This is a genomic window from Synechococcus sp. MVIR-18-1 (assembly GCF_014279835.1).
Lineage (GTDB): Bacteria > Cyanobacteriota > Cyanobacteriia > PCC-6307 > Cyanobiaceae > Synechococcus_C.
Genome location: NZ_CP047942.1, coordinates 1,313,500 through 1,337,184 on the forward strand (window position 1 = coordinate 1,313,500; position 23,685 = coordinate 1,337,184).

At 53.2% G+C, this 23,685-nt stretch carries 24 protein-coding genes; 12 read left to right on the forward strand and 12 right to left on the reverse strand.

Going from position 1 to position 23,685, the window contains the following annotated elements; all coding sequences use genetic code 11:
* Positions 1–2 precede the first annotated feature (2 nt).
* The gene (locus SynMVIR181_RS06890) at positions 3–1,562 is read left to right on the forward strand and encodes a DUF1214 domain-containing protein (protein WP_186588722.1); all 1,560 of its coding nucleotides are present in this window, start codon (positions 3–5) and stop codon (positions 1,560–1,562) included.
* Positions 1,563–2,174: 612 nt separating this feature from the next.
* Here SynMVIR181_RS06890 and SynMVIR181_RS06895 read toward each other — a convergent pair.
* From SynMVIR181_RS06895 to SynMVIR181_RS06910, 4 genes are all read right to left on the reverse strand, one after another.
* Entirely contained in the window at positions 2,175–3,224 is a 1,050-nt protein-coding gene (locus tag SynMVIR181_RS06895; RefSeq protein WP_255444188.1) for a DUF1214 domain-containing protein, read from the reverse strand.
* A 372-nt stretch (positions 3,225–3,596) separates the two neighbouring features.
* On the reverse strand, positions 3,597–3,869 hold the full coding sequence (locus tag SynMVIR181_RS06900) for a hypothetical protein (RefSeq protein ID WP_186515656.1): 273 nt from the start codon (positions 3,867–3,869) through the stop codon (positions 3,597–3,599).
* Positions 3,866–4,066, reverse strand: a complete 201-nt coding sequence (locus tag SynMVIR181_RS06905; RefSeq protein WP_370593893.1) for a DUF3721 domain-containing protein — start codon at positions 4,064–4,066, stop codon at positions 3,866–3,868. Before SynMVIR181_RS06905 ends, SynMVIR181_RS06900 begins: the two co-directional genes overlap by 4 nt.
* Before the next feature lie 26 nt (positions 4,067–4,092).
* Positions 4,093–4,350: a hypothetical protein gene (locus SynMVIR181_RS06910; RefSeq protein ID WP_186588724.1), complete on the reverse strand. Its 258-nt coding sequence runs from the start codon at positions 4,348–4,350 to the stop codon at positions 4,093–4,095.
* A 100-nt stretch (positions 4,351–4,450) separates the two neighbouring features.
* On the opposite strand from SynMVIR181_RS06910, the gene SynMVIR181_RS06915 reads away from it, so the two are divergent.
* Positions 4,451–5,662, forward strand: coding sequence for a DUF4336 domain-containing protein (locus SynMVIR181_RS06915; protein WP_186588725.1), 1,212 nt, complete (start codon positions 4,451–4,453; stop codon positions 5,660–5,662).
* A gap of 57 nt (positions 5,663–5,719) precedes the next feature.
* On the opposite strand, the gene SynMVIR181_RS06920 is transcribed toward SynMVIR181_RS06915, so the two are convergent.
* Positions 5,720–6,073 (reverse strand): DUF760 domain-containing protein, encoded by a 354-nt coding sequence (locus SynMVIR181_RS06920; RefSeq protein ID WP_006852777.1) that lies wholly within the window; start codon positions 6,071–6,073, stop codon positions 5,720–5,722.
* A 15-nt stretch (positions 6,074–6,088) separates the two neighbouring features.
* Positions 6,089–6,703, reverse strand: coding sequence for a signal peptidase I (gene lepB / locus SynMVIR181_RS06925; protein ID WP_186522821.1), 615 nt, complete (start codon positions 6,701–6,703; stop codon positions 6,089–6,091).
* Positions 6,704–6,789: 86 nt separating this feature from the next.
* Here lepB and menD point away from each other — a divergent pair, with 86 nt between their 5' ends.
* From menD to murF, 6 genes are read left to right on the forward strand one after another with little or no spacing between them, the layout of a single operon-like run.
* Entirely contained in the window at positions 6,790–8,523 is a 1,734-nt protein-coding gene (gene menD, locus SynMVIR181_RS06930; RefSeq protein WP_186588726.1) for a 2-succinyl-5-enolpyruvyl-6-hydroxy-3-cyclohexene-1-carboxylic-acid synthase, read from the forward strand.
* Positions 8,524–8,528: 5 nt separating this feature from the next.
* Entirely contained in the window at positions 8,529–9,404 is an 876-nt protein-coding gene (gene menB, locus SynMVIR181_RS06935) for a 1,4-dihydroxy-2-naphthoyl-CoA synthase (RefSeq protein WP_186588727.1), read from the forward strand.
* Between the two features lie 43 nt (positions 9,405–9,447).
* Positions 9,448–10,137, forward strand: a complete 690-nt coding sequence (locus SynMVIR181_RS06940; protein ID WP_255444189.1) for a L,D-transpeptidase — start codon at positions 9,448–9,450, stop codon at positions 10,135–10,137.
* 58 nt (positions 10,138–10,195) lie between these two features.
* The gene (gene glgA / locus SynMVIR181_RS06945; protein ID WP_186588728.1) at positions 10,196–11,752 is read left to right on the forward strand and encodes a glycogen synthase GlgA; all 1,557 of its coding nucleotides are present in this window, start codon (positions 10,196–10,198) and stop codon (positions 11,750–11,752) included.
* An 18-nt stretch (positions 11,753–11,770) separates the two neighbouring features.
* Positions 11,771–12,556: a hypothetical protein gene (locus SynMVIR181_RS06950; protein ID WP_186588729.1), complete on the forward strand. Its 786-nt coding sequence runs from the start codon at positions 11,771–11,773 to the stop codon at positions 12,554–12,556.
* 2 nt (positions 12,557–12,558) lie between these two features.
* Positions 12,559–13,929 carry a UDP-N-acetylmuramoyl-tripeptide--D-alanyl-D-alanine ligase gene (gene murF, locus SynMVIR181_RS06955; RefSeq protein WP_186588730.1) on the forward strand — a complete coding sequence of 457 codons (1,371 nt, stop codon included), beginning with the start codon at positions 12,559–12,561 and terminating at the stop codon, positions 13,927–13,929.
* Between the two features lies 1 nt (position 13,930).
* Here the strand turns inward: murF and SynMVIR181_RS06960 are convergent, their stop codons facing one another.
* The gene (locus SynMVIR181_RS06960) at positions 13,931–14,125 is read right to left on the reverse strand and encodes a hypothetical protein (RefSeq protein WP_186588731.1); all 195 of its coding nucleotides are present in this window, start codon (positions 14,123–14,125) and stop codon (positions 13,931–13,933) included.
* An 84-nt stretch (positions 14,126–14,209) separates the two neighbouring features.
* A complete protein-coding gene (glmU, locus tag SynMVIR181_RS06965) occupies positions 14,210–15,562 on the reverse strand; it encodes a bifunctional UDP-N-acetylglucosamine diphosphorylase/glucosamine-1-phosphate N-acetyltransferase GlmU (protein ID WP_186588732.1) in 1,353 nt (450 codons plus the stop codon).
* 381 nt (positions 15,563–15,943) lie between these two features.
* On the opposite strand from glmU, the gene SynMVIR181_RS06970 reads away from it, so the two are divergent.
* Positions 15,944–16,954 (forward strand): hypothetical protein, encoded by a 1,011-nt coding sequence (locus tag SynMVIR181_RS06970; RefSeq protein ID WP_186588733.1) that lies wholly within the window; start codon positions 15,944–15,946, stop codon positions 16,952–16,954.
* A gap of 121 nt (positions 16,955–17,075) precedes the next feature.
* Here the strand turns inward: SynMVIR181_RS06970 and SynMVIR181_RS06975 are convergent, their stop codons facing one another.
* On the reverse strand, positions 17,076–17,390 hold the full coding sequence (locus SynMVIR181_RS06975; RefSeq protein WP_255444190.1) for a hypothetical protein: 315 nt from the start codon (positions 17,388–17,390) through the stop codon (positions 17,076–17,078).
* Positions 17,391–18,085: 695 nt separating this feature from the next.
* On the opposite strand from SynMVIR181_RS06975, the gene SynMVIR181_RS06980 reads away from it, so the two are divergent.
* Positions 18,086–18,364 carry a hypothetical protein gene (locus SynMVIR181_RS06980; RefSeq protein WP_186588734.1) on the forward strand — a complete coding sequence of 93 codons (279 nt, stop codon included), beginning with the start codon at positions 18,086–18,088 and terminating at the stop codon, positions 18,362–18,364.
* Positions 18,365–18,483: 119 nt separating this feature from the next.
* On the opposite strand, the gene SynMVIR181_RS06985 is transcribed toward SynMVIR181_RS06980, so the two are convergent.
* Together SynMVIR181_RS06985 and aroA are read right to left on the reverse strand one after the other, a co-directional pair.
* Positions 18,484–19,392 (reverse strand): MnmC family methyltransferase, encoded by a 909-nt coding sequence (locus SynMVIR181_RS06985; RefSeq protein ID WP_255444192.1) that lies wholly within the window; start codon positions 19,390–19,392, stop codon positions 18,484–18,486.
* A 7-nt stretch (positions 19,393–19,399) separates the two neighbouring features.
* Positions 19,400–20,719 (reverse strand): 3-phosphoshikimate 1-carboxyvinyltransferase, encoded by a 1,320-nt coding sequence (aroA, locus tag SynMVIR181_RS06990; protein WP_186588736.1) that lies wholly within the window; start codon positions 20,717–20,719, stop codon positions 19,400–19,402.
* A gap of 422 nt (positions 20,720–21,141) precedes the next feature.
* Between aroA and SynMVIR181_RS06995 the strand changes: the two genes are divergently transcribed.
* The gene (locus SynMVIR181_RS06995) at positions 21,142–21,696 is read left to right on the forward strand and encodes a helix-turn-helix domain-containing protein (protein ID WP_186588737.1); all 555 of its coding nucleotides are present in this window, start codon (positions 21,142–21,144) and stop codon (positions 21,694–21,696) included.
* Positions 21,697–22,005: 309 nt separating this feature from the next.
* Positions 22,006–22,554, forward strand: coding sequence for a ferritin (locus SynMVIR181_RS07000; RefSeq protein ID WP_186588738.1), 549 nt, complete (start codon positions 22,006–22,008; stop codon positions 22,552–22,554).
* A gap of 266 nt (positions 22,555–22,820) precedes the next feature.
* Here the strand turns inward: SynMVIR181_RS07000 and SynMVIR181_RS07005 are convergent, their stop codons facing one another.
* Positions 22,821–23,414 (reverse strand): Crp/Fnr family transcriptional regulator, encoded by a 594-nt coding sequence (locus SynMVIR181_RS07005; protein ID WP_186522840.1) that lies wholly within the window; start codon positions 23,412–23,414, stop codon positions 22,821–22,823.
* Between the last annotated feature and the right edge of the window lie 271 nt (positions 23,415–23,685).

Sequence of the window (23,685 nt, forward strand, 5' to 3'; positions counted from 1 at the left end):
TCATGCGTGCTCTCCCGATCGCTTTGACCTTGGGCCTTTTGTTTGGGGGATTAGCTGAGCGAGGACAGATCGCCCAAGCTCAATCCGTTGATGTCACAACCATCAAAGATGAACTTAGCCCCAGTGAATTCAGGGCCTATGGAGAAAGTTCACCTAAGAAACTGAAATCTCGCCTTGGTGAACTCACATTCACCAAGGGCGGTTTTGCAGGCGGTTACCCCAGTCTTGAGACCATCGATACTCTTAAGAATGAGCTCGATTTTCAAAAGGCAACACAGGCGTACATCTGGGCCGCTCCGATTGTCAGTTATGCCCGATGGCTTGAGTCCCATGAAGAGCTTTTCGGTGCCAAAGATGGCCAGATCGTGCGGCTCACCTCTCCTAAGGCGAAGCAGGGAATTCTGACGGCAAATGCCACAACTCCCTATGCAGTTGCCTTTGCCGATCTCTCTAGAACAGGGCCACTGGTTTTTGACATTCCCAAAGGACTGTCAGCAGGGGTTGTCAATGACATCTGGCAGCGTGGCATTCATGATTTCGGGATGTCTGGTCCGGATCAGGGCAATGGCGCGAAGCTGCTCGTCCTTGCGCCTCAGATGGCCATCCCCGATGGTTTGGATACCAATGAGTACACCGTCATTCGCAATGGCTCGAACATTGCGTTTTTTGGGATCAGGGCTCTGATGCCTGATCCTGCTGAGGCGGATCAGCTGTTATCAAGTTTCCGCATCTTTCCCTATGCAGAACGTGCCAATCCCACCCTGAATCCGATCATTGATGTGGATGAAAGCACGGAGTGGGGGCAATGGCAGCCCCATGGGATGGCCTACTGGAAGGCATTGAAAAAAATCATGGATCGCGAAGTTTTTGAAGATCGCGATCGCTTCTTTTTGAGCATGCTCGCCTCGCTTGGTCTGGAGAAGGGCCAACCCTTACAGCTCACGGCGACTCAGGCTGAGGTCTTGAAAGAAGCTGCCGTGATCGGTGAGGCCATGCTCAAATCGATCACCTTTGACAAGCCCTTCTCAAACAATGATCTTTACAAGGGCACGAACTGGGATCAGCTGATGGTGGTCACAGTGGATGACCGAGATGGTGATATGGATCAGCTATATCGCAGGGCTGCCTTTACCTGGGAGGCTGTTTCAAGGGGCAAGGCTTATTACATCGAGAAGGCAGGCATCGGACAGCAATACCGGACGGCTTACAAGGATGGCAATGGCAACTTTTTGGAAGGCGACAAGCACTACAAGCTGACGATGCCGCCCAATGCGCCTGCGGAGGTGTTCTGGTCGATTGTGGTTTATGACGTCAATTCGCGCACGCTGATTCTCAACGATGAAGGCAGGGCTGCACTGAGCTCAAGAACGGGTCTGATTGAAAACGACGATGGTTCAGTGACGATGCACTTCAGCCCTGAATTGCCGGACGGCGTTGAAAAAGCCAATTGGATTCAAACCAATCCCAAGGAGAGCTGGTTCTCCTATCTGCGCTTTTACGGACCGACTCAGGCCTATTTCGATCAGACCTATCCCTTGCAGGACATCATGCCTGTGAACTAACGATTGCATGAGAAAGCCCCATCAATGGGCTACTACAGGAAGGGCTACTCGGGGCGCGAGATCAGTCCTTCCTGTTACATCAATGTCTTCAGGCAATCCAACTCAACAATAAGGAGATAAGAAAATGAGAACCAAGCACTTCATCCTCACCGCCGCGGTTCTTGCAGGATCATTGCCGTTTCACCCCTTCAACCGTAGGAGAGTCCAACCTATAAAGCGAAGGTTCCCGAGGTATTGCTAACTCCCGACAAGATGGAGAGCAGCTATCTCGGTGAACTGAGATTTCAAGACGGTTTTCCAACGAAGGAAACTGCCTACAAAGTCAGCAACTTCGTAGACATCTCCCGTGCGGTCGAACTGTTCATCAATGGAACGCCAGGCGACTTCGAATCAGTTAAATAGCTGGACAATTAACATTTAAGAAACGCATTTGCTTTTGATTGAAGTTGAGAGTGACTGGCTAGGTAAGCCAAGTTGTCTCTAGTTTTTTGTGCAACTGGTCGTGATTGCGAGCAACCGCTGGATGCAGCAACTGCATCCAGTTTTCGAACGGCATGATTGTGCCGCTCGATTCGTCGTTCTTGAAGAAGCAGCTGTCTCAACCGTTTTTCATTACTGCTTCTGGACCTTCACTTTCATGATCGCTCCAGGGGCTGGCACGTACGCACGAAGGACTCCATAAAAGTCTTTGCCGGTGGGAATTCCGTTTTTTCCACCCCCACTAGGACTCAGCGTGATTGTTGTTGTGCCGTCTTGGTTCGGCTCTGAGGAAAATGTGGTCTGGTCGTAGATCTTCAGATCGTTTGGGATCAGCAGTTTGTTATCGGTTCCGTAGAGGGTCACTGAGAAGTAGCCGCCTGAGTTGTAGAGACCAGAGGGCACAGTCAGGGTGTAGGTCGCATCACCTCGAAGTGGTGCGCCAGTGTCGTCAACCATGATCGCGCCGTAACGAACCGTGTCCGCTGGCGTTCCTAGTTGACCCAGCTTGACTCCGGCTGCGAGGTCCAGGAAGCTGATGTCGCCGCTGACCCGACCGAAGGCTTCATCCGGGTTGAGATAGGAGATCACCGTATCGATAACGGCCTGGGCGTTCTTTGTTGTCTCTGAACTGAATTGCTGAACCTCACGCTGCATGTCTCCCTTACCACCCTGCAACTGGAATTGGCTACGGGAGGCGACAACGGCGTCAAGGTTGTCGACAACCACCATCCTGGTCAACACAAGACCCTGATCCGTTTCAAGCTCGACCACCTCAAAGTCACCTGCGGGGACCGCCTGGCCTGGTCGCTTGAGCAGGATCGGCTTTGCTGGGTTGGTGATGACAGCCGGCACGTTGTGCTTCATATCGAAGACCGACACCGACAGGAATTTGTCGTAAGTCGGCGTTGTGAGAATCGCCGGGCCGTCTGAGATCGAAAACCAGTTGTAGCCGTAGTCAACAGTGGCTTGAGGCGTAACCACCGTCGTGTCGCTGGGATCCACCAAACCGGTGAACTTGAAGCTCCCCTTCTCGTTTTTCTCCAGCCAAGTGTTCATCATCTTGACCTGTTCCTGATTCGGATACTCCCTCAAGTACGACTCGACAGTTTCCTGCGCTGCTGCGATTGGACACAGAGTCAGCAGAGGCAGAAGACAGAGAAAACGACGAAGGCGGTGAGACATCTCAGAAATTCTTGAGGGGAGCGCGGTTTGGCTCCCTGATTGCAATATTTTTGCAGCTATCCGACTGATATCACCGACTTTGTTATCGACAGCTCAATTCACTTTTGGGTTTGATCACCTACGTCTCGAGGTGTTGGTGGTGGCCCTATGAATGCCATTGAGGGCATCTCGGCAAAAGACTCAAGCTGGTCCCAAGTTGCCGCTACTGGCACCATCACAGGCCTAAGACATCGATCACCCACTGCTCCAAGAATTAGCTTCCGCCGTTGGAATCGTCTGAACCCGATTAGATCAACTGCAGTTTTTGCTTTTCTTTTTGCAGCAATGCATCTGTCTTTAAAAGCTATTGATCTCACTTCAAAACGATCCTTGTTATCTGGAAGGTTTCAAAAGCATGGCAAGTCCTGACACTGTCACCAAGATGGTGAGCACCCCCAGCAGCATTGGATAAACAGGTTGGAGATTGAGCCAGCCAAACTGCCCGGTATGGACTTTGAGGAGCCAAAAGGCATCAATTCCTTGCTCTAGAAGAAGGCTATAAAGCGAGCCTGTGCTCGCGGTAAGCAAAAGCGGTAGAGCAGCAAGCGGCACCAACCACCTGTGAATGCGTCGTGCTTTTCGCTGGGTCTGGACTCCAGGTTTCATTGCTTGCGTAGTTGTTGGTGCAGTTCTCGTTCATCCGCACAAGGCATCCATTTCCCATTGTTTTGATGGACGCTCGTACAGCCAATGTCATCGGCTCGCGCCTGAGCCTCGGCCTCAGTGGAGTAAAGGCCTTTGCCATGGGCAAGCGCTGGGCTGCTCCCTACAAAGACTGCCACCAGAGCGATCGCAACTGACATCAATGACTCGGTCTTGATCATCAAATTCAGAGGCCTTCGCAGTGTTCCACGGCCTTGAGATAATTCATTGTGCCGGGAGTTGTTAGCCCCTTGGGGTTGATCGCCACACGCAAAGCAACCTGCGCATCGACGCAACGGTTGTAGCGATGGGTCTTAACGGCTTGTGGAATCAAAAGAATGACGATTGACAGCAAGCTGATGCTGCTGATGAATGCCAACACCGGGTAGGCATGCGACCGAACCATTTCCCGCGCGGTCAATCTTTGCTCGGTGTGATCACTCATGAAACATGTCGACTGTCCTCAACATGACCAAGATCGTCGAATGCTCAGTCATGCCAGGTAGTTTAAGTGGAATGAATGACAGTTGGATTTCTGTGTTTTCGTGACTCAATCCGGTTCCGTAACGAAAACCGACCAACGCTGGCTCTGGTGGCCGCTGCTGCCGCTGTATCCCTACGGCAAGCGCGCCACCCACGTTGAAGAGCTGATTCCTGGCCAGGTCTGGAGCTTTGAGCAGCTCCAGGGCGTGTATTACGTCGCCGTGCCGATCCGGCTCACCGTGGTGAAGGTGCCCGGCGGCTTGATGCTGGTAAATCCGCTGCCCCCCACTGCTGAATTGCTCGCAGGCCTTAGGGCCCTGGAAGCTGAGCATGGACCCGTGTGCACGATCGTGTTGCCCACCGCATCTGGCCTGGAGCACAAACTTCCTCTCGGCCCGCTCGCACGCGCCTTCCCCAAGGCTGAGGTCTGGGTGTGCCCAGGCCAATGGAGTTTTCCGGTGCAGCTTCCCCTGAGCTGGCTCGGGGTACCGGCTGCGCGCACCAAAATTTTGCTTACGGATGGTGTGCCCCATCCCGAGATCTGCCAATGGATCTCACTTGGCCCCCTCGATCTCGGTGTAGGCCGCTTTCAAGAGATCAGCTGCCTGCATCAACCCAGCGGCGCCCTATTGATTACTGATGCCCTGGTGGGCATTCACGCAACACCACCCGCGATCTTTGATCGCGATCCCACGCCTCTGCTGTTTCATGCGCGCGATCGAGGTGATCAACCCCTCACTGATTCGCCAGAGGCTCGCCGGCGTGGCTGGGCCCGGTTGGTGTTGTTTGCCTCCTATCTCCGGCCCCATTGCCTGCGGGTGCCGCCGATCGCCGAGCTATTACGCCATGCCTTCCGACCTGGATTGCGGACCTGGAAAGCCCATTTCGGGGTGTATCCCTTCGATTGGCAAACCGGATGGCGTGACGATGCTGCAGCCTTGATGGGGAAGGAAACCGCCAAGTTGCAGGTTGCTCCAGTGCTGGAACGGCTGGTGTTACCGCGAGCGCAACAGGCGATCAACGCCTGGCTTCAGCAACTGGAATCCAAATCAGATCTGCGCTGGTTGATCCCCGCCCACTACAGCGCGCCGCTTGCCTTTAGTGCGCAACAGGCATCGGCGTTGCGATCGGAACTGAAACAGAAAAACTGGGCACCCAATGAAGGAAATTGGACCTTCCTCAGTGGTATCGATCAGCGGCTTTTAGAGCTTGGATTTGTCCCAGAAAATCCATTAAAAAAGACTGATCTTTCAAAAGATCAGTCTTTCGATTAAACAATTGGCAGACATTTAAAAAAGAGCTATTGCACTCTTAGACCAAAGCAAAAGAGCTCAAAGATTGAGATCGTCGTCTGGATTCACGGCCATTTCATCATCAGCGAAAAGCGTTTCTTCCAGTTCTTTGCGCTGCTCCATCTGACGCAGGAAGTATCCAGTCATCATCGCGGAAGCCAGCATGTTGGCCAAGTTGTCGCGATTCGCCGTGACCTTGACCTCAAATTGCTCGCCGGGAAGCATGCCGAGCAAACCCTGAACGTTGTGGCGAATAATGTCTTGAATATCGTTACTGGCAGAACGGGCCACTCGCTGCAGCACGTCCGGCGATTGGTCCTGGAGATATTGGATCAAGCTATTAACGGGCTGGCCGTCCTGGCTGTCCGTGGTTAGGAACTCTGGATTGAACATCCTGCCCACCTGTCGTCAGTCACTGGACCCTATCGCAGCTGCGATCTGGGGCACCTCCGAATCTTGGTGTGAGAACCGAATCGGACCGAACCGGTTCAAGGGCCAATAACGCCACACCGCGGTGCCAATCACCCTCTCATCAGGCAGTGCACCCCATACATGGGAATCAAGGCTGGCATTGCGGTTGTCGCCCAGCACCCAGTACTGCCCCTGGGGAACAGTGAGGGGCCCCTGGTCGTAATCCATCTCCGCAGGCTTCCAGTCTTCTGGCACAGGGATGTTGTTGCGCAGCAACGCGCCATCTCGCACTTCAATCGTGTCTCCTGGGCGGCCCACCACACGCTTAATCAGAGCGGCATTGGCGTCGTAGCCAGCCTCTACGAGCTGGGTGGGCACCGCAAACACCACAATTTGATCCAGGCCAATCGGTTTGTGCCGTTGACGGTTCAATTTGGGCGTGATTTTCTCCACCAGGATCCGGTCTTGCAACTGCAAGGTGGGCAACATTGAACCGGAGGGAATCCAGCGGGGTTCGATCACCTGCCAACGCAGGAGCAGGGCCAAAACCACCCACACCAGTAGGCCTATCCAACTGTTGCGCTTGGGTTCTGAGTTGGGAGTGGGTGCCATGGCAGGTTCTGCGTTAGCCGAGGATCGCATTAGCCATCACCGCTCCCCTGACGCAGGCCCTCGCCAATCTGCAAGCTGCTGTCCTGTTGCTCCAGACCCTGCAGCAACAGGGTCTGCGCCACGTGGTGCTTTGTCCTGGGAGTCGATCCGGCCCCTTAGCCCTTGCCGCCGCTGGCTTGCAGCGCGCTGGGCTGATCACGCTCAGCACGGCGATCGATGAACGCTCTGCTGGGTTTCATGCCCTCGGTCGCTCCAGCGCCTCTGGTACTGCCACGGCCGTGATCACCACCTCCGGAACCGCGGTGGCCAATCTTCTCCCCGCCGCCGTTGAAGCGGATCGCTCCAGCCAGCCGCTGCTGCTGATCAGCGCCGATCGGCCCCTACGGCTCAAAAACAAAGGGGCCAATCAAACCGTGAATCAGGAAGCCTTCCTCACCCCGGTGTGCCGCTGGTGTGGGTCAGGTCCCTTGGATGGCCTCAACGCAGGGATGGAGCAGGAGCTGCAAGCCCTGGCTCACAAGGCCTGGCGGCATCTGCATCAGCAGCCCGGACCTGTGCATCTCAACGTTCCCTTTGAAGAGCCCCTGCTCCCGGATCTGAATCAGCAGAACGCGTTTTGGAGCCAGTGGAACCGTTCAGAGCCTGAGGCCATCACCCAAAGCGCTGAACCCTGGAGGCCAACGAGCAACAACGCCCCGCCAGCACTCGATCCTGACCAGCCCGGTGTGATCGTTGCCGGGCCCTGGCGAGGACTGAGCTCCACGCTTGCGCCCTATCAAGCCGCCTTAATCGACTGGCAACAGCGCAGTGGCTGGCCCGTACTCGCCGATCCCCTCGCCGCGATCCCAAACGGCTTAGGGGGCGTGATTCGCTATTGGGATCTGCTGCTCCCCAATGGTTTGAGCCAGCTGCCCGCCAACGCCCAGGTGCTGCGACTGGGCTCGATGCCGGCCAGTCGACGCCTGGAGGCCTGGCTAGCGAGCCAGCAAGGGCCACAACTTCTGATCACAGAAGGTGATCCACGGCCCCTCGATCCGCTCGACGTCGCCCAGCAATGGAGCGGCGGCCTAGCGCAGTGGTGGCAACAGCTCAGCCCCCAGCTCAGTCGCTCTCCTACTGAGGCCTCGGCTGGCGCACAGCAAACACGGTCGCTGCTCAACGCCTGGAAAAACGCAGACGCTGATGTTGGCAAGCGCCTCTCGGCCCTGCTGCCGATCCAGGGAGCCGCCAATGAACCCGCCTTGATGCTGGCCCTAGCGCAGCTGTTGCCAGCTGCGCTGCCTGTGATGCTCGCTGCCAGCAGTCCGGTGCGTGATTGGCAAGCCTTTGCCGCAGGCGATACCGGGAGCCGGCGCTGTTTCAGCTTTCGGGGTGCCTCCGGCATCGATGGCACCCTCTCCCTGGCCATGGGTCTAGCGGCCGAGCTCGGTCCAACGGTGTTGATCACAGGTGATTTAGCGCTGTTGCATGACAGCAACGGCTGGCTCCTGGCCAGCGCTCACCAACTGCCCTTGTTCGTGCTGTTGATCGACAACGCCGGCGGCGGCATTTTCGAACAACTGCCCATAGAAACCACCCCCAGCGATGGCTTTGATCAGCTGTTTGCCATGCCCCAACGGGTGGACCCCCTCGCTCTGGCCGCAGCCCATTCCATCCCCGTGCGTCAGCTCGCCTGCCTAGACGATCTGCCTACCGCCCTGGAATGGGGGTTGGATAGATCTGGACCAGCACTCCTACGGGTGTGCACCGATCGCCGCAACGACGCCCAGCTTCGCCGCAATCTGCGTGAGGCGTTACAACAGGATTCCAGCCTTTCCTGATCGCCATGCCAGAGCCCGTCATCCGGCAGGTGCTCCCTGGATCCAGCGGAGTGAACTGGCAGCCCTGGGGAACCTACGAGGATGTGCTGCTGGATCGCTGTGATGAGGGCATTGCCCGCTTAGCGATCAATCGACCCACCAAGCGCAATGCCTTCCGGCCCCGCACGGTCTCAGAGCTCTGTGACGCCTTTGCCCGGATCCGCGATGACAGCCGCATCGGCGTGGTGCTGCTCACCGGTGTGGGCCCCGCCGCCGATGGGGGCTACGCCTTTTGTTCAGGTGGTGATCAAAGCGTGCGCGGCGATGGGGGCTATCTCGACGAAACAGGCCTGCCCCGCCTCAACGTGCTCGACCTTCAACGCATCATTCGCAGCCTGCCCAAGGTGGTGATCGCTCTGGTGGCGGGGTATGCGATCGGTGGCGGTCAGGTGCTGCATCTGCTCTGCGACCTCAGCCTGGCGGCGGAGAACGCTGTGTTTGGTCAAACCGGGCCACGGGTTGGCAGTTTTGATGGCGGCTTTGGTGCCGGCTATCTGGCTCGCGTGGTGGGCCAGCGCAAAGCCAAGGAGATCTGGTTTCTCTGCCGTCAATACGGCGCCGACGAGGCCCTAGGCATGGGCCTTGTGAATGCGGTTGTTCCCTTAGAGGCTCTCGAGGCCGAAGGGGTGCGTTGGGCCAGAGAGGTGCTGCAACACAGCCCAACGGCGATTCGCTGCCTCAAAGCAGCGTTCAATGCAGAAACCGATGGCTTAGCTGGCATCCAGGAATTGGCCGGACAGGCCACCCACCTCTTCTATCGAACCGAAGAGGGCCAGGAGGGCCGCAATGCCTTCCTGGAGAAGCGCAATCCAGATTTTTCCGACACCCCATGGCTGCCTTAGCCACAAAAGTCGCTAAAAAAAGAAAGCTGTTGCGCCCCTTCGGATGCGGTTTCAAAAGCCTGCTCAGTTGATGCCTGCTGCGCTGCTCACCGCCTCGCTGCTCACCGCAGCGGCAGGAGTGGCCTCAGGACAAGAGGTTGGCGAAACCCTCCGAACAGAGGTGAAGGGCGAGATTTTGGTGGAGGCTCCAGAGGAGGGTCCTAAACGCAAATCCGATCCGATCCCGCCCCTGGCGATCCCCTTGAGCGATGCCGCCTCCCTGGCCCGTGTTCCGAGCGATGTGATGGAGCGTGATGGGCTGCAGCTTGTGCTCGACCGCAAGCACCATCAACTTCTCGTTCTGAGGGATGGCCGGATGACGCGCCGGTTTCCAGCCGCGGTGGGCACCACAGGCTGGGAGACCCCTGCCGGACGCTTCAGGGTCTTTGAAAAAGTGAAAAAACCGGTGTGGACCCATCCGGTGAGCGGTGATCTTGTGGATGCGGAAAGTGAAGGAAATCCCTTGGGTTCACGCTGGATTGGCTTCTACCGCGACTGCAATGGACGCTCGGGTTGGGACGGCGAGCAATACCTCGATATCAATGGCTGCACCGTGGCCGGATTCCATGGCACCCCTTACCGCTGGACGGTGGGACGGGCCGTTTCCCATGGCTGCGTGCGTCTTTATGAGGAGAACGTTCAGGAGGTGTTCGATCTCGTCAGGGTTGGAACTCAGGTGACCGTGGTCCCGTGAAAGTGATACCAACGCAGTAATGCGTCTACAGTCTCGCGGCTTACAGGTTTGATCGTCCATGCGCGTGCTCTTTGCCGCCGCCGAATGCGCCCCCATGGTGAAAGTCGGTGGGATGGGCGATGTAGTTGGATCCCTTCCCCCTGCCCTGAAGGCTCTGGGGCACGACGTTCGCTTGATCATGCCGGGATACGGCAAGCTCTGGTCTCGATTGGAGATCCCTACGGAACCGATCTGGCGAGGCCAGACCATGGGCACCGATTTTGCGGTCTTTGAGACCCGCCATCCCACCAATGGCTTCACCATTTATCTGGTTGGTCACCCCGTCTTTGATCCAGAACGGATTTATGGCGGAGAAGATGAAGATTGGCGCTTCACCTTTTTTGCCAGTGCTGCGGCTGAATTTTCCTGGAACGTCTGGAAGCCGAATGTTCTCCATTGCCATGACTGGCACACCGGCATGATTCCGGTCTGGATGCACCAAGACCCAGAGATCAGCACCGTTTACACGATCCACAACCTCAAATATCAGGGGCCCTGGCGCTGGAAGCTGGACAAGATGGCCTGGTGCCCTTGGTACATGCAAGGCGACCACACCATGGCTGCCGCCCTGCTCTATGCCGATGGCGTGAATGCGGTGTCACCCACCTATTCCAGAGAGATCCGCACCTCGGAATACGGCGAAAAGCTAGATGGGTTGCTCAATTACATCTCCGGCAAACTGCGCGGGATCCTGAACGGGATTGATCTGGAGGCCTGGAATCCAGCCACCGATCGGGCCTTACCCGCCACCTTCAGTGCCGATGATTTGTCGGGTCGCGCCCGCAACAAGCAGGTGCTCCAGGAACGCATGGGTCTCGAGGTCAGATCCGATGCCTATTTGCTGGGCATGGTGAGCCGTCTGGTGGATCAAAAAGGCGTTGATCTGCTGTTGCAAGTGGCGGATCGTTTGCTCGCCTACACCGACACCCAGATCGTGGTGCTTGGCACCGGTGATCGCGGCTTGGAATCCGGTCTTTGGCAGATGGCCTCCCGCTATCCAGGTCGCGTTTCTGTTTTTCTCACCTACGACGACGACCTCTCACGCTTGATTTACGCCGGCAGTGACGCCTTCCTGATGCCCAGTCGGTTTGAGCCCTGCGGCATCAGCCAATTGCTCGCCATGCGCTACGGATGCGTGCCCGTGGTGAGAAAGGTGGGTGGTTTGGTCGATACGGTTCCACCGCATGATCCTGCCCAGCACAGCGGCACAGGGTTCTGCTTCGATCGGTTCGATCCCGTGGACTTCTACACCGCCCTCGTGCGCTCCTGGGAAGCCTTCCGCCATCAAGACAGCTGGCGTGAACTGCAGCGCAGGGGCATGCAGCAGGACTACAGCTGGGCGCGTTCAGCCTTGGAATACGACCAGATGTACCGGGAGGTCTGTGGCCTCAAGGAGCCAGGTCCCGATGCCGCTGCCGTTGAACAGTTTTCCCAAGGCCAGAGTGCCGATCCCTCCTTGGACCCAGGCCAACGCGGAGCCCCCACCAGCCCCCCCGAACAACCCACAGACAACTCGCCCAAGGAACCTGGCTCACGCAACCCGCTAGCCAGACTGTTTGGCGGTCAGCGACGCTAATGCTGCAGGCAACCACGAATGCAGGATTCCTTCGAACCGCAGCCATCTGACAACGACAGCGCCCTCCCAGCTCCTTACAACAGCCCCTGGAAGGCCCTTGGCCAAGATCTGAGGGCCGTGAGCGCCGATCTGCGTCTTCGCAGCCAAGAGCTGTGGCGCCGTAACCGCGAGGGAGATCTGTCGGTTCCAGCGTTTTGGCCAGAGTCATTCGCAGCGTTGTTTTGGCCTGTGCTGCTGGGATTCGGCCTCGCAGTCCTGATCCTGGGCGGCATTCAATTGCGTCAGTCCCTTCAAGAGCAGTCGCCACCAGCAGCTCCAGAGGTGGAACGTGTCCGCACCACCCCCTTCCCAGAAGCACGCCCCCTACCGATCACCACCAGCGGCGCATCCGATCTCAACAACCAAGGCTTGGCGCAGGAACCAACAACTAGCGATCAGCCCCCTGCCCTGAGCGACCTGGAACGCGAGCCGGCATCAGCAGAAACTGACGCAGACCTATTGCGCTTTGATCCACTCCTCGAGCTTTTGGCAGAGGAGGGTGGCACCGATAGCGGTCAGGGATCAGCTCTGATTGTTTCCGCCAAACCCCAACCAGAGCGGAACGCTGTGATTCTGCAAATCGATGCTGCCGCTTGGATGCAACAGTCTCCTGACCAACGCCAACACCTAGCCGAAACCTGGTGGACCCGACTGGAAGACCAGGGCTATGCCGATCTGCGTCTTGTGAATGAACAACAAGAGCTCTTGGCTCGACCCGCCAGGATCGGTGGCGGCATGATCGTGTTCGATCCAAAGAGGGTTTAAACGTGCTGGATCTAGCTGATCTCGTTTCGCTCTGGGGGCCGCCACAACGTGGCGATGGCGCTGCACCCAACCTCCAGCAACGCTTAGGCCCTGTCTGCACAGACAGCCGACTGCTCACGGCAAACGCCTTTTTTGTGCCGTTACACGGTGAGCGCTTTGATGGTCATCGCTTCCTCGCCACTGCAACGGAGCAAGGCGTGCAGGCCGCCGTGGTGGCCCGTGATAGTGACATCCCAATACCGCCAAGCTTGCTGCACTGGACCGTGGACGACACGCTGGAGGCCTACCAACAGATCGCCTGCTTGGTGCGGCGCAACTTCAACAGCGCTGTTGTGGCCGTCACCGGGTCCGCCGGCAAAACCACAACAAGAGAACTGATTCGTGCCGCGTTAACACCCCTTGGAGCCGTTCAAGCCAGTGTCGGCAACAACAATAACGACGTTGGCGTACCACTCACCTTGCTTGGTGTAGACGAACAGCATGCTGCTGTGGTGGTGGAGATGGGAATGCGCGGTCCTGGTGAAATTGAACGCTTATCGCGTTGTGCGGAACCTGAGATTGCCGTGATCACCAATATCGGTACGGCGCACATTGGCCGCTTGGGCAGTCGCGAAGCAATTGCCGCAGCAAAATGTGAAATCACTGCAGCGCTTTCAGCCGATGGCCTTGTGGTGATTCCAGCCGGAGATCCTCTCCTCGATGCAACCCTCGCCCGATGTTGGAGTGGTCGTGTGCGGCGTGTTTCGCTTGTAGGCGATACCAACAACTCTGGTCAACCCGCTGATGATCTCGGCGACTACAACCCTGCAACGGGACAGATCCAACTGGGGAATGACAGCTATCGCTGCCCCCTAGAGGGGAAACACAATGCACGCAATTTCATGCTGGCACTTGCCGTTGCCAACACCCTTGGCGTTGCACCCTCAGACCTACAACAGCTCGATGTCGAGGTACCGGGAGGTCGCAATCGCCGCCAACAAATCGGTGCCTTAACGGTTCTCGATGAGACGTATAACGCTTCACCGGAAGCAGTGTTTGCGGCGTTGGATTTATTAGCAGCTCAGCCAGGTCGACGGTTTGCAGTACTCGGCACCATGCTGGAGCTAGGACCAGACAGTGAACGCTTACACAAGGCGGTGATCGATCACGCCGCAGCCTTGAAGCTTGATGGACTGGTGGCTGTGGCCACTGGCTTGGAGGCCAAGGCCATGAGCAACGCAAGTGCAGCATTGCCACTGTTTCGGCAGGTGGAAACACCCGAACAGGCCGCTGAACCTTTAATCGAGTGGCTCAGGCCTGGAGACACCGTGCTCTTAAAAGCCAGTCGAGGGATTGCACTGGAACGATTGCTTCCGTTATTGCCACAGCTTTAGGTCAGGCGGCTCTCAGCGCGTCCGGTGGGTCTTCGCAGCGAATCAAATCGATCGCATGGGGATGGTCATGGATGTAGCGAATTTCCTCCATCGCCAACACCCTTGCTTCAAAGGCATCTCCCGCATAAAAACATTCTTCTTGATGATCACTGGTGGCATCGCGATAGCGAACAGTGAAACGCTTTTGATCGGACATGGAAGTATCAACCTGTCGCCCCACGCTTACGCATCAACGAACGCAGGCCAAGGGCATGCTGTGAAAAAAGTCTGTTGATTCAGCTCACTCGGCGTTGCGATCCCAGCCTTCCTTGATCAATTGCTTCGCACGACCGATCGCAAGGGATCCATCAGGAACAGCTTTGGTGATCGTCGACCCCGCAGCGATCGTGACATTTTTACCGATCACAACAGGTGCAACCAATACGGAGTTAGCCCCAGTCTTGCTGCCCGCACCAATCACGGTGAGATGCTTATTTTTGCCATCGAAATTGGCCGTAATCGTGCCCGCTCCCACATTCACATTGGCGCCTAACTCTGCATCTCCGATGTAACTGAGGTGATTCACCTTGCTACCAGCAGCGATCACACTCTTTTTAATCTCCACAAAATTTCCAATCTTGCAGGAATCACCAACGGTGGTGGCAGGTCGAATATGGGCGAAGGGGCCAATCGCAACATCGTTACCAACACGTGCATCACGCACGACGGATTGCACAACAGAGACATCACAACCGAGTTCGGCATTGTCAAGCAAACTGCCTGGGCCTAGGCGGCAGTTATCGCCAATTCGGCAGGTGCCTCGCAGATGAGTTTGGGGTTCGATCACCACGTCACAGCCAAAGCTGCAGTCCTCACTCAGGGTGCAACTGGCGGGGTCCACAAAGGTCACACCCTCATCCATCCAGTGATCACGCAAGCGCTGTTGCAAGACACCCTCACACTGAGCGAGTTGTCTGCGGTTATTGATTCCATTCACCTCATCGGGATCACTCACCTCCATCTGCATCGCCACGCCTAAGAGCTGCACCGTATCGGTGAGGTAGAGCTCGCCCTGATCGTTGTCGGTGCTCAATTTCGGCAACACCTCTGCCAACTTTTCCCAGTTGAAGCAATAAATGCCCGCATTGGTGAGGTTGTTGGCCCGTTGCTCGTCGCTGCAATCGCGATGTTCAATAATTCCGCTCACCCGGCCATTGGCATCCGCAAACACGCGGCCATATCCAGTGGGATCGTCGAGCCTTGCCGTTAACAAGGTCACATCTGCCTTGCTGCTGCGGTGCGTGCTCACCAATGCATCAATGGTCTCGGCTCGCAGAAGTGGAACATCACCGTTCAGCACTAATAATTCGCCTCGAAAGCCCTGGAGAGGCTCCAACAGCTGTTGGACAGCATGCCCAGTGCCATTCTGTGGCTGTTGCAGCACAAATTCCAAGCCGCCATTGGAGCTGAGCTGCTCTTCCACACGCTCCGCTTGATGGCCAACGATCAACAGCCGGCGCTCTGGCGCAAGGTTCCGGGCACTGGCGAGCACGCGTTCCACCAAAGTAGCTCCCGCTAGGGGTTGAAGCACTTTCGGAAGCGCACTTTTCATACGCGTGCCTTTCCCAGCGGCAAGAACGGCAACGGCGAGCATGGAACAGGAGCAAGACCGGCGAAATCTACCGGTGGAAGCAGATTCTGGGAATACACCAACAGTCAACTGCGGTTATCAGATCTCCACTTAAAACTTAGTGATCGGCGAAAAGGCTGTGCCAGCACTCCCACCGCTACTAGACCAGCAAAAACAACACTCAGACGTAAAACTCAAAGCGAGAAGACTCAACAAGTATCGCCATCACACTCCCTAAGCATCATCAAGCCAAAACATCAAAAGGTGCCGTACAAGGCTGGCCTTGAACAAGTGAAGAATCTGGAACAAGAAAGTCCTGTGAGGAGACTTAATCCGCCAGGCAAACCTTAAGCACAACAAAAGAATGAAAACAACGTGTTAAAATAGATCAAAGAAATAACAAAAATGTCAAGTAAACTGCATTTCCACTCCATAGTTTCTGGCCTCAAAGACCTAATTGATTGCGGTGATAACGGGACTGAAGAGCAAATCAATGTACTCAAAGCGATCGCATTAGGAATCTTCAAAATACCAATAGAGGCTTATAACAATCTGGAATCGATAAACCAGCAACAACTAGCGAAGGTTGTGGTAGAGCCATTCATACGCAGACGCTATATCCAACTCGCAGTCATGCTTGAACTATGCAGACACCCTAAATCCCATCAACAACTCAGCAAACTTGAATCATCAGCCGAAGAACTCGGCCTCAATGGAAATGCATTAACAGTTTGCAGAAAAATGATCGACATGTCCGCACTTGAAGCCACCACAGATTACATCAGACGCTACAAACAATATTTCTTAGTACTGCAGGAACAGCATGGACCGGAGGCTTTTAATCATGAAGGCGGCCGCCAATATGATGAATCATTCTTTCAAACACTCGATTCATTTTCAATCATGAGTCCGGGCAGCTTAGGTAGAGAATTTTTCAACTTCTACGAGCGCAATGGAATGCATTTACCAAGTAGAACATCGATCAACCCTGGCTATTATGTTTGTCATGATATGAATCATGTTATTGCCGGCTATGAACCGACTGGGATCGGGGAAATTTGCTTGGGTGCGTTTAAATTAAGCATGAATGATTGTGATGCCAATTGGATGGCATCCATGACCAATTTTTTAATTCACGAGGCGGGGGTTTTCAAGCCTGGGAAAAGCGCTCAATACGAACCACTCGGCGTGGATGGAGATCCTTTTGATGGACTTAATGGAAAACAGGGTGTGATGACGTTGAAGGGAGCTCCTGAAATGTTGGCTGATGCATTGGAAAGAGGAACCAAGTGCAACAACGACTTCAGCACAATGGATCATATCGAAATGGCCACTGTTCCCCTGAAAGAAGTGCGAGAAAAGTACAATGTTGTACCCCCACTGATGAGTGTTGCCGATGCAAGCATTCACTGGTAGATTACGACATTAAGAGGTTCAAATTCCTTATTGAATTAAACCTTTTGAGGCTGAAGCGGTTCAACAGTCTGATCACGATTCAGATGGTATTGGCTCTGATATTTCTCCCTAAAAAACAGACTTAATCGCCTTCATCAAACGCTTCCGGCCAGATTGCCTTACAGCCTGGGTCTCGGGCTAATGCGGCAGCCTTCACATCATCCACCTCCAAATTTCCGATTTGGTGGGCAGCAATCAACAGCATCAAACGTTTTAAAGCCTGACGACCCTGATCAGGCTGGAGCCAACCGAGCCCGTAATACTTGCAAGTGGCATTCAACCAACCTTGGGCCTCTCCGCGCAACTTGATCTCGAGACCGTCGAGAGCAGAAGTGGCAATCGATGGAGTGGCCGTGAGCAAAGACGTTGCAGCAACGACTGATAAAAGCTTGCGCAAACGAAATCCGACTAATTCTCCAGTATGAACGAGGCAATTCATTAACACTGCCACTTTCGCGGCCAAGCACGCGTACTGGGCCTATCAGAGAAACCTGCTGAGGCCCTTGCAAAACAATTTATTGATTCGCAAAAGGAACAAGCTGTAAAGATAGAGGCATACCAACACACCACAAAATAAATATTGATTAGATGGTATCAACCGCTACATCGCAACAGGACAAAATCTTCAAAGTTGAATTGATACTCAATTAACGAGACATTGAAAAAAGTTCAAGTACAAATGTCCGACCAATATCATAGTCTTTTAAAAGATTATGCGAATGCGTGGAATATGACAATGTCAGAAGTAATGCATGAATGCACAAGTCATCACATGAATGAGCATTCAAACAGGTGTAAATACATAGACGCACTATTTCGATTTAAAGCTATCAAGAAAGACAAACGGTTATCCAAGGACTGCTATGGCAGTGCTTGCTTTGCTTGCAATCACGTTACGAGCTGCAGAACAGGCGTCTACCAAGGGGCCTGGGAGATGAATCCAGACTTTGAGAGCTATGCGGACATGACTGTACAAAGTTGAAACAACAATCAATACTATTTGCGGTCAGCAACATATTTTTCAAGAACAAGCAGGAAGATATCAAAGACTGCGAGTAAAGTCATCAAGAATCAATGTATTGACGAAAAGTGATGAATCAGGAGAACGTATACGCTGCCAACAGAAGATCCAGATTTATCGAACAAGCGAATGAAGCCATCTACCACATTGAAGAAAGAGAGCGCCTTGGGATTGATATCACAGACGATGACAAGCCAATTACAATAGAACAAAGAAAAAAGGAAATCACTCGTATTCGCAAGAGTTTTACACGTATTAAACAGTCCAACCTGATGGAGAACGCCAAAGAAGCAATCATAATCAACGATTCTAAGCAAAAAGTGCTGCCCTTCAATGAAGAAAGCAACTAAGACGAAGAAAGAACAGTAATCATAAAAAGTAAGCAACAAATTAAAGAACAACTGATGGATTCAAGCATGTTTTGTTCGCCATCATGTCCATCTAGTCGGATGATTCCAAGGTTTTAATTTCAAGCTTGTCTCAGCAACCCCCACTTTCGCTGCCAAGCGCTGGTACTAGGCCGATAAGACAAAGCCTGTTCTTGTTGGCGTCGCTTCAAAATCGAAGCGGCCAAGTCGGTGCCTGACGGGTCTCGGTAGGGCACACCCGCCCTCGTCTGAAGATGTTCCTCTTCCATCACGCTTAAGCCACACCAACCAGGGCCCGTTTCAGGTGGAGTCTGATCGCGATCTTTAGAACATAACGCCAGAGTTCCAGAGCTCCACTCTGATTTTTCTCCTGCCTTTGGAAGCAGCGAGCGCAACTCGAGACCGGCATGGCGCAAACTATTTCGTACTGCTGCTGCTCTGCAATAGGTCAACAACCGCCCCCCAGGTGCGAGTAAAGAGGCAAGGCTCTGCAGAAATTCTTCACTCCAGAGCTGGGGACATTTTCCAGGAGAAAAAGCATCCAACAGGATCAAATCCAGTTGTAAATCCTTGGGTAGGTTCTGCAGCTCCTGACGCGCATCACCCCAAAGCATCTGCACCGAATGCTGCCGGAGCGAATCCTGCCAATAGCCATCAGTAGCAACTGCCCCTAAGGCAGCAACAACATGCTTAGGCCAAAGGTCTATAAATCTCGGCTCAGCAAGGGCCAGTCTTAAAGGCGATCGATCAAGTTCTAACCCCCAACATTCCAAACGTGGCCCGCCTGCATTGGGAAGGGCCGCCATCAGGGCAGCCGTGTTGTAACCCAAGCCAAAACAGACATCTAAAACACGTAAACAACAACCGCTGGGAAAGCGATCAAGCTGAGCCGGCAGCACAAATTTACTATTGGCTTCTTGAAGAGCACCGCCAGAACTGTGGAAGCCTTCAGCAAAACGATCGCTATGCAAACTGAAGCTTCCGTCGGCTGTGAAGCGCGTACTCAGCACAGAGGAATCAGCGACGCAATCTCTCAAGATCGTCCCAGAAGGTGGGGTAACTCACAGCCGCTGCTTCGCTGCGGGTAATTCTTGAATCACCCTCGGCCATTAAGCCAGCAACAGCAAGACTCATCGCCACACGGTGGTCTGTCTCACTATCCAATTCAGCACCTTTCAGAGAGCGGCCACCACGAATGGTGAGACCATCAGGATGTTCATCAATGTCGGCACCCATGGCTTTAAGTTGCCGCGCCATTACAGCAAGTCGATCCGTTTCTTTCACACGCAACTCAGCTGCACCACGAATACGACTTTCTCCATCACAAAAACAGGCCGCGACACTCAGGATTGGAACTTCATCCACCAAACGCGGCATGATCTCCTCTCCAAACTGAAAGGCCTTGAGAGGACCATGACTCACCTGCAGATCGCCAACAGGTTCACCCGCAACATCGCGGCGATTCAACACGTTGATCGAAGCGCCCATCATCTCCAACACGTCCAGAATCCCAGTACGCGTGGGATTTAAACCCACATTTTCCACCGTAATCTGATCGCCAGGAACGAGGGCACCTGCCACAAGCCAGAAAGCCGCTGAACTGATATCTCCCGGCACCACAACATGCTGACCTTTCAATGTGGCACCAGGACGAACCAAAATATGTCGTCCCATCTCACCACCAACTTCAAGGTCAGCACCAAAGGCTCTGAGCATGCGCTCGCTGTGATCACGAGAATGGGCAGGTTCGATCACACTCGTTGCCCCATCCGCCGTGAGAGCAGCCAAGAGAATGGCGGATTTCACTTGAGCACTGGCAACAGGGGTCCCCACAACAGCACCCCTCAACCTTTGACCCTGGACAGCCAGCGGAGCCAAATTTCCTCGATCGCGACCACGCACATCTGCCCCTAAGAGGGAGAGGGGTTGACCAACCCTGTTCATCGGCCGGCGACAAAGAGAAGCATCACCGGTCAAAACAAAATGGCGCCCCTCGCGTCCAGCAAGAAGACCAAGCATCAACCGCATGGTTGTGCCCGAATTACCGCAATCGAGAATCTCCGAAGGCTCTTGCAAACCATCAAGACCAACGCCCTCAATGGTCACCATTTCACCGCTCTGAATCGGCGAAATCATTGTCCCCATCGAGCGCAGGCAAGCAGCTGTACTAATCGGATCCTCTGCTGGTAAAAGACCTTCGATTGTGGTTGTGCCCTCAGCGATGGCACCAAAGAGCAGTGCCCGATGAGAAATAGATTTATCGCCTGGAACACGGACCCGGCCATGGAGGCTGCCACCTGCCTTCAGATCCCTAGGGGAGCCATTTGATCCCGACACCGTTGAACAGCCTGTGGTTGATGAAAACAATCCTATTAGCCCAATCTTCAAAGGCTCAGGCTTGTTGTTAAAGTTGTCACCAACTCCTGCTGTAAAAGCAAAAACCTTCGCTAACAACCCAGACAAAAAGCAATAACGATCACATCAACAAAGAAATAGCCCTGAAAATATAAACTCAATCATTCCAATATGCTCATAGAAAACAAATAACAGGAGAATTGAGATCACATCCAAGCGATGATTAGGTCGCCAAAACCTCCGAATAAAGCCAGCAAAATAACTGTGAGTTGATATATCATTTTATACAATCTGATGATTCATATGACGACCATGATGTCGTGAAATTTGGGTAAGCTACCCAGAACATTAGCCAGCATCAATTGCATTGCCTCAAAAGGGGTCAGAGTTTAGATATCACATTCTTGGATCTTGATGAAGCCAAAACTTGCAAATTTTTAGGCATAGAAGAAGGAGTCTTACGCGTCTGCCTCGTCTCAACAATCAATTCCGAACTATTTCCAATTGGTTTTTTTGGTTCAGAGTGGTTGAGGCTTGAGAAAAACAGACTTAGAAATTTTGATCTGCGCCTAGAAGCACTAAATGAAGTAAAATTTAAAATAACATCCACCCATGATTGTGCAAACGAAGTGGATTCCATCTTTCACAATCACTGGCTACTAATATTGTGCATGATAAAATCATCCACTCAAGTTGAGATCAGAATCTGTCGTTTAATCGCGATTCTAGTATTTTCGTTTGGAAGAAGGAATAAAGAGAGTTATACACTGCCATTCGAATTAAGCCATTCACAAATCGCCCTCTTAGTTGGCTGCACCCGATCAACTGTAACGCGTCAAATTGGCTTCATGAAAGAGAAGGGATTAATCTGCTCAGAAAAATACCAGTTTGGAATCTTAGTTAGCGAGAAACTAATCGCACAGGAATCAACATTTGTAGAGTATTTGCAATTCACTTGATTAACCACGACCACATTTACAATGGCCACCTTTCCACTTCGAACATTTTGATTTCTTACAGCCTTTTTTCTTACTAAAAAAGCTCAAAATTGAAAGTCTTTTCGTCATTTTATCGATCCCAAGGCCTTCTTGTGAACCCTGAAGTCGTGCCATTCGAGTCATCTTGAGATTGACTCTCATTATACATGGTCGAAAGCGCACAAAATAAACAATGTTGCTTGACGAAACAGTGGAAAAAGTCAATAATTAATAAGTGATTTTTGATTCAGAGGAGTGTTCAATATGACGATCTCAGATTCGTCAACGCAGATGGCAACGAACGTTGCACAGGGACCTAACGGAAGGGCACTGGCTGAATCCATGAATCCAGATTTGCTCAGTGCAATCCAGCAACACATTTCAATCGAAAGGCATGCCTCAATCACTTATTTGGCAATGTCCATCTGGTGTGCTGAACGTGAACTTGCTGGTTTCTATCAATTCTTCGATGGTGAAGCGAAGAGCGAGCAGTCCCATGCCGTGCACTTCACCCAGTATTTGATAGCACGCAGTCAATCCAACGACCTGCAACTATTAGCTGCTCCAAGGCAAAGCTGGGACAATTTGGCTGCATTAATGGCAACAGCCTTTCAGATGGAAGCTGATACAACGTCTTCGATCCAAAGCGTGTATGCCATGGCTGAAAGAAACAGCGATACCAGAACTAGCGTATTCCTAGATCCACTCATTGAAGCCCAAATTCAATCCGAAGATCAATTCGCTTACTTGCTCGGGCGGGTGAAGTTCGCGAATGGTGACCCCACAGCGTTGCTTGTCATCGATAACGAATTAAGAGCAGGTCAAACGCAGCGAGGTTGACCTGAGCATTGCTCGTTTGCTTTGTTCGTAGAGCAAACGAGCACTAATCGTGAGCTGCTCAAGATTAAGGACGTCAAAAGTTTCATAAATTTCCACGAGCCTGATGTGAATCGATTCCAAATCGTCTCTTAAACGCTTCTTCAGCAATGGGCTGATCGATTTAATTGTTCTTTCAATGGCGATGCACTGGTAACTCGTTAAATGTTCAACCTCCTGACTCAAGGTCAGAACCAGGCTCTCACTAGCAATTCCTTCCACGTAATCACCTAAAATCCGAGCGGACTTGATTCAATCAATCTGGGAGAGAGTTTCATAGAAGCTTCACCAGAGTTGGTCACCAACATTTCACCATTGCGAAGTTTGGAGATCAAGCGCGTAGACGTCACTCTGGTGGAGCCAATCAATTCACCAATTCGGTCGTGTGTAAGTCGAAAGGGAAGATTGCACCACTCTCCATAGCGCTTACCCAAGCGATTCACTAACAGACTCAGCAAGGCGTGAAGTCTCTGTTCTGCTTGTCCTAAGTGACGAATTCTCAGAAGTTGCAGCGTCCACTCATTCACTGAGTCATACCCATTTGGGGATGGCTCCATCGATTTCGTTTCGATTCTCAGTGGAGTCATCGCTTCAACGCAAATACCATCACTGCACAAACAATCAGTCCTGAGCTGATCACCTGTCTGTAGGAAGGCAAGCGTCATCCCTTCTGTTTCTTCGCAAGGGCAATACACCCTGGCAATCCCTTCGAGCACATTTAATTTCATGCAATCACTGCGCCCGTGGGTGTCGACAAGCACGGTTTGCCCCGTCGGGATTTGGATCGACGACGTGGGGTCGTCAGGCAGGAAGCGGAAGCTCACGGAGTGGTTTTAACGCTAATGAGAATTGATAGCAACATAGCCGAAACAGAGCCTTTCTGCAATCGATTCTCAATAGCTATTGCTTGTTGAAGGGGTTCGTGTGCGATCTCGACCTTTTTTGATCCAAAACGACTGACTTTGCGTCTGATCGCCAACAAAGTCATCCCTGCCACCAATGGAGTCACGTCGAACAAGAACGAACGCGACCGCTACAAGCGCTGCGAGAGCGAACAAAGAGGTTCTAAGTATGAATTTTGTAGTGTCCAAGTCT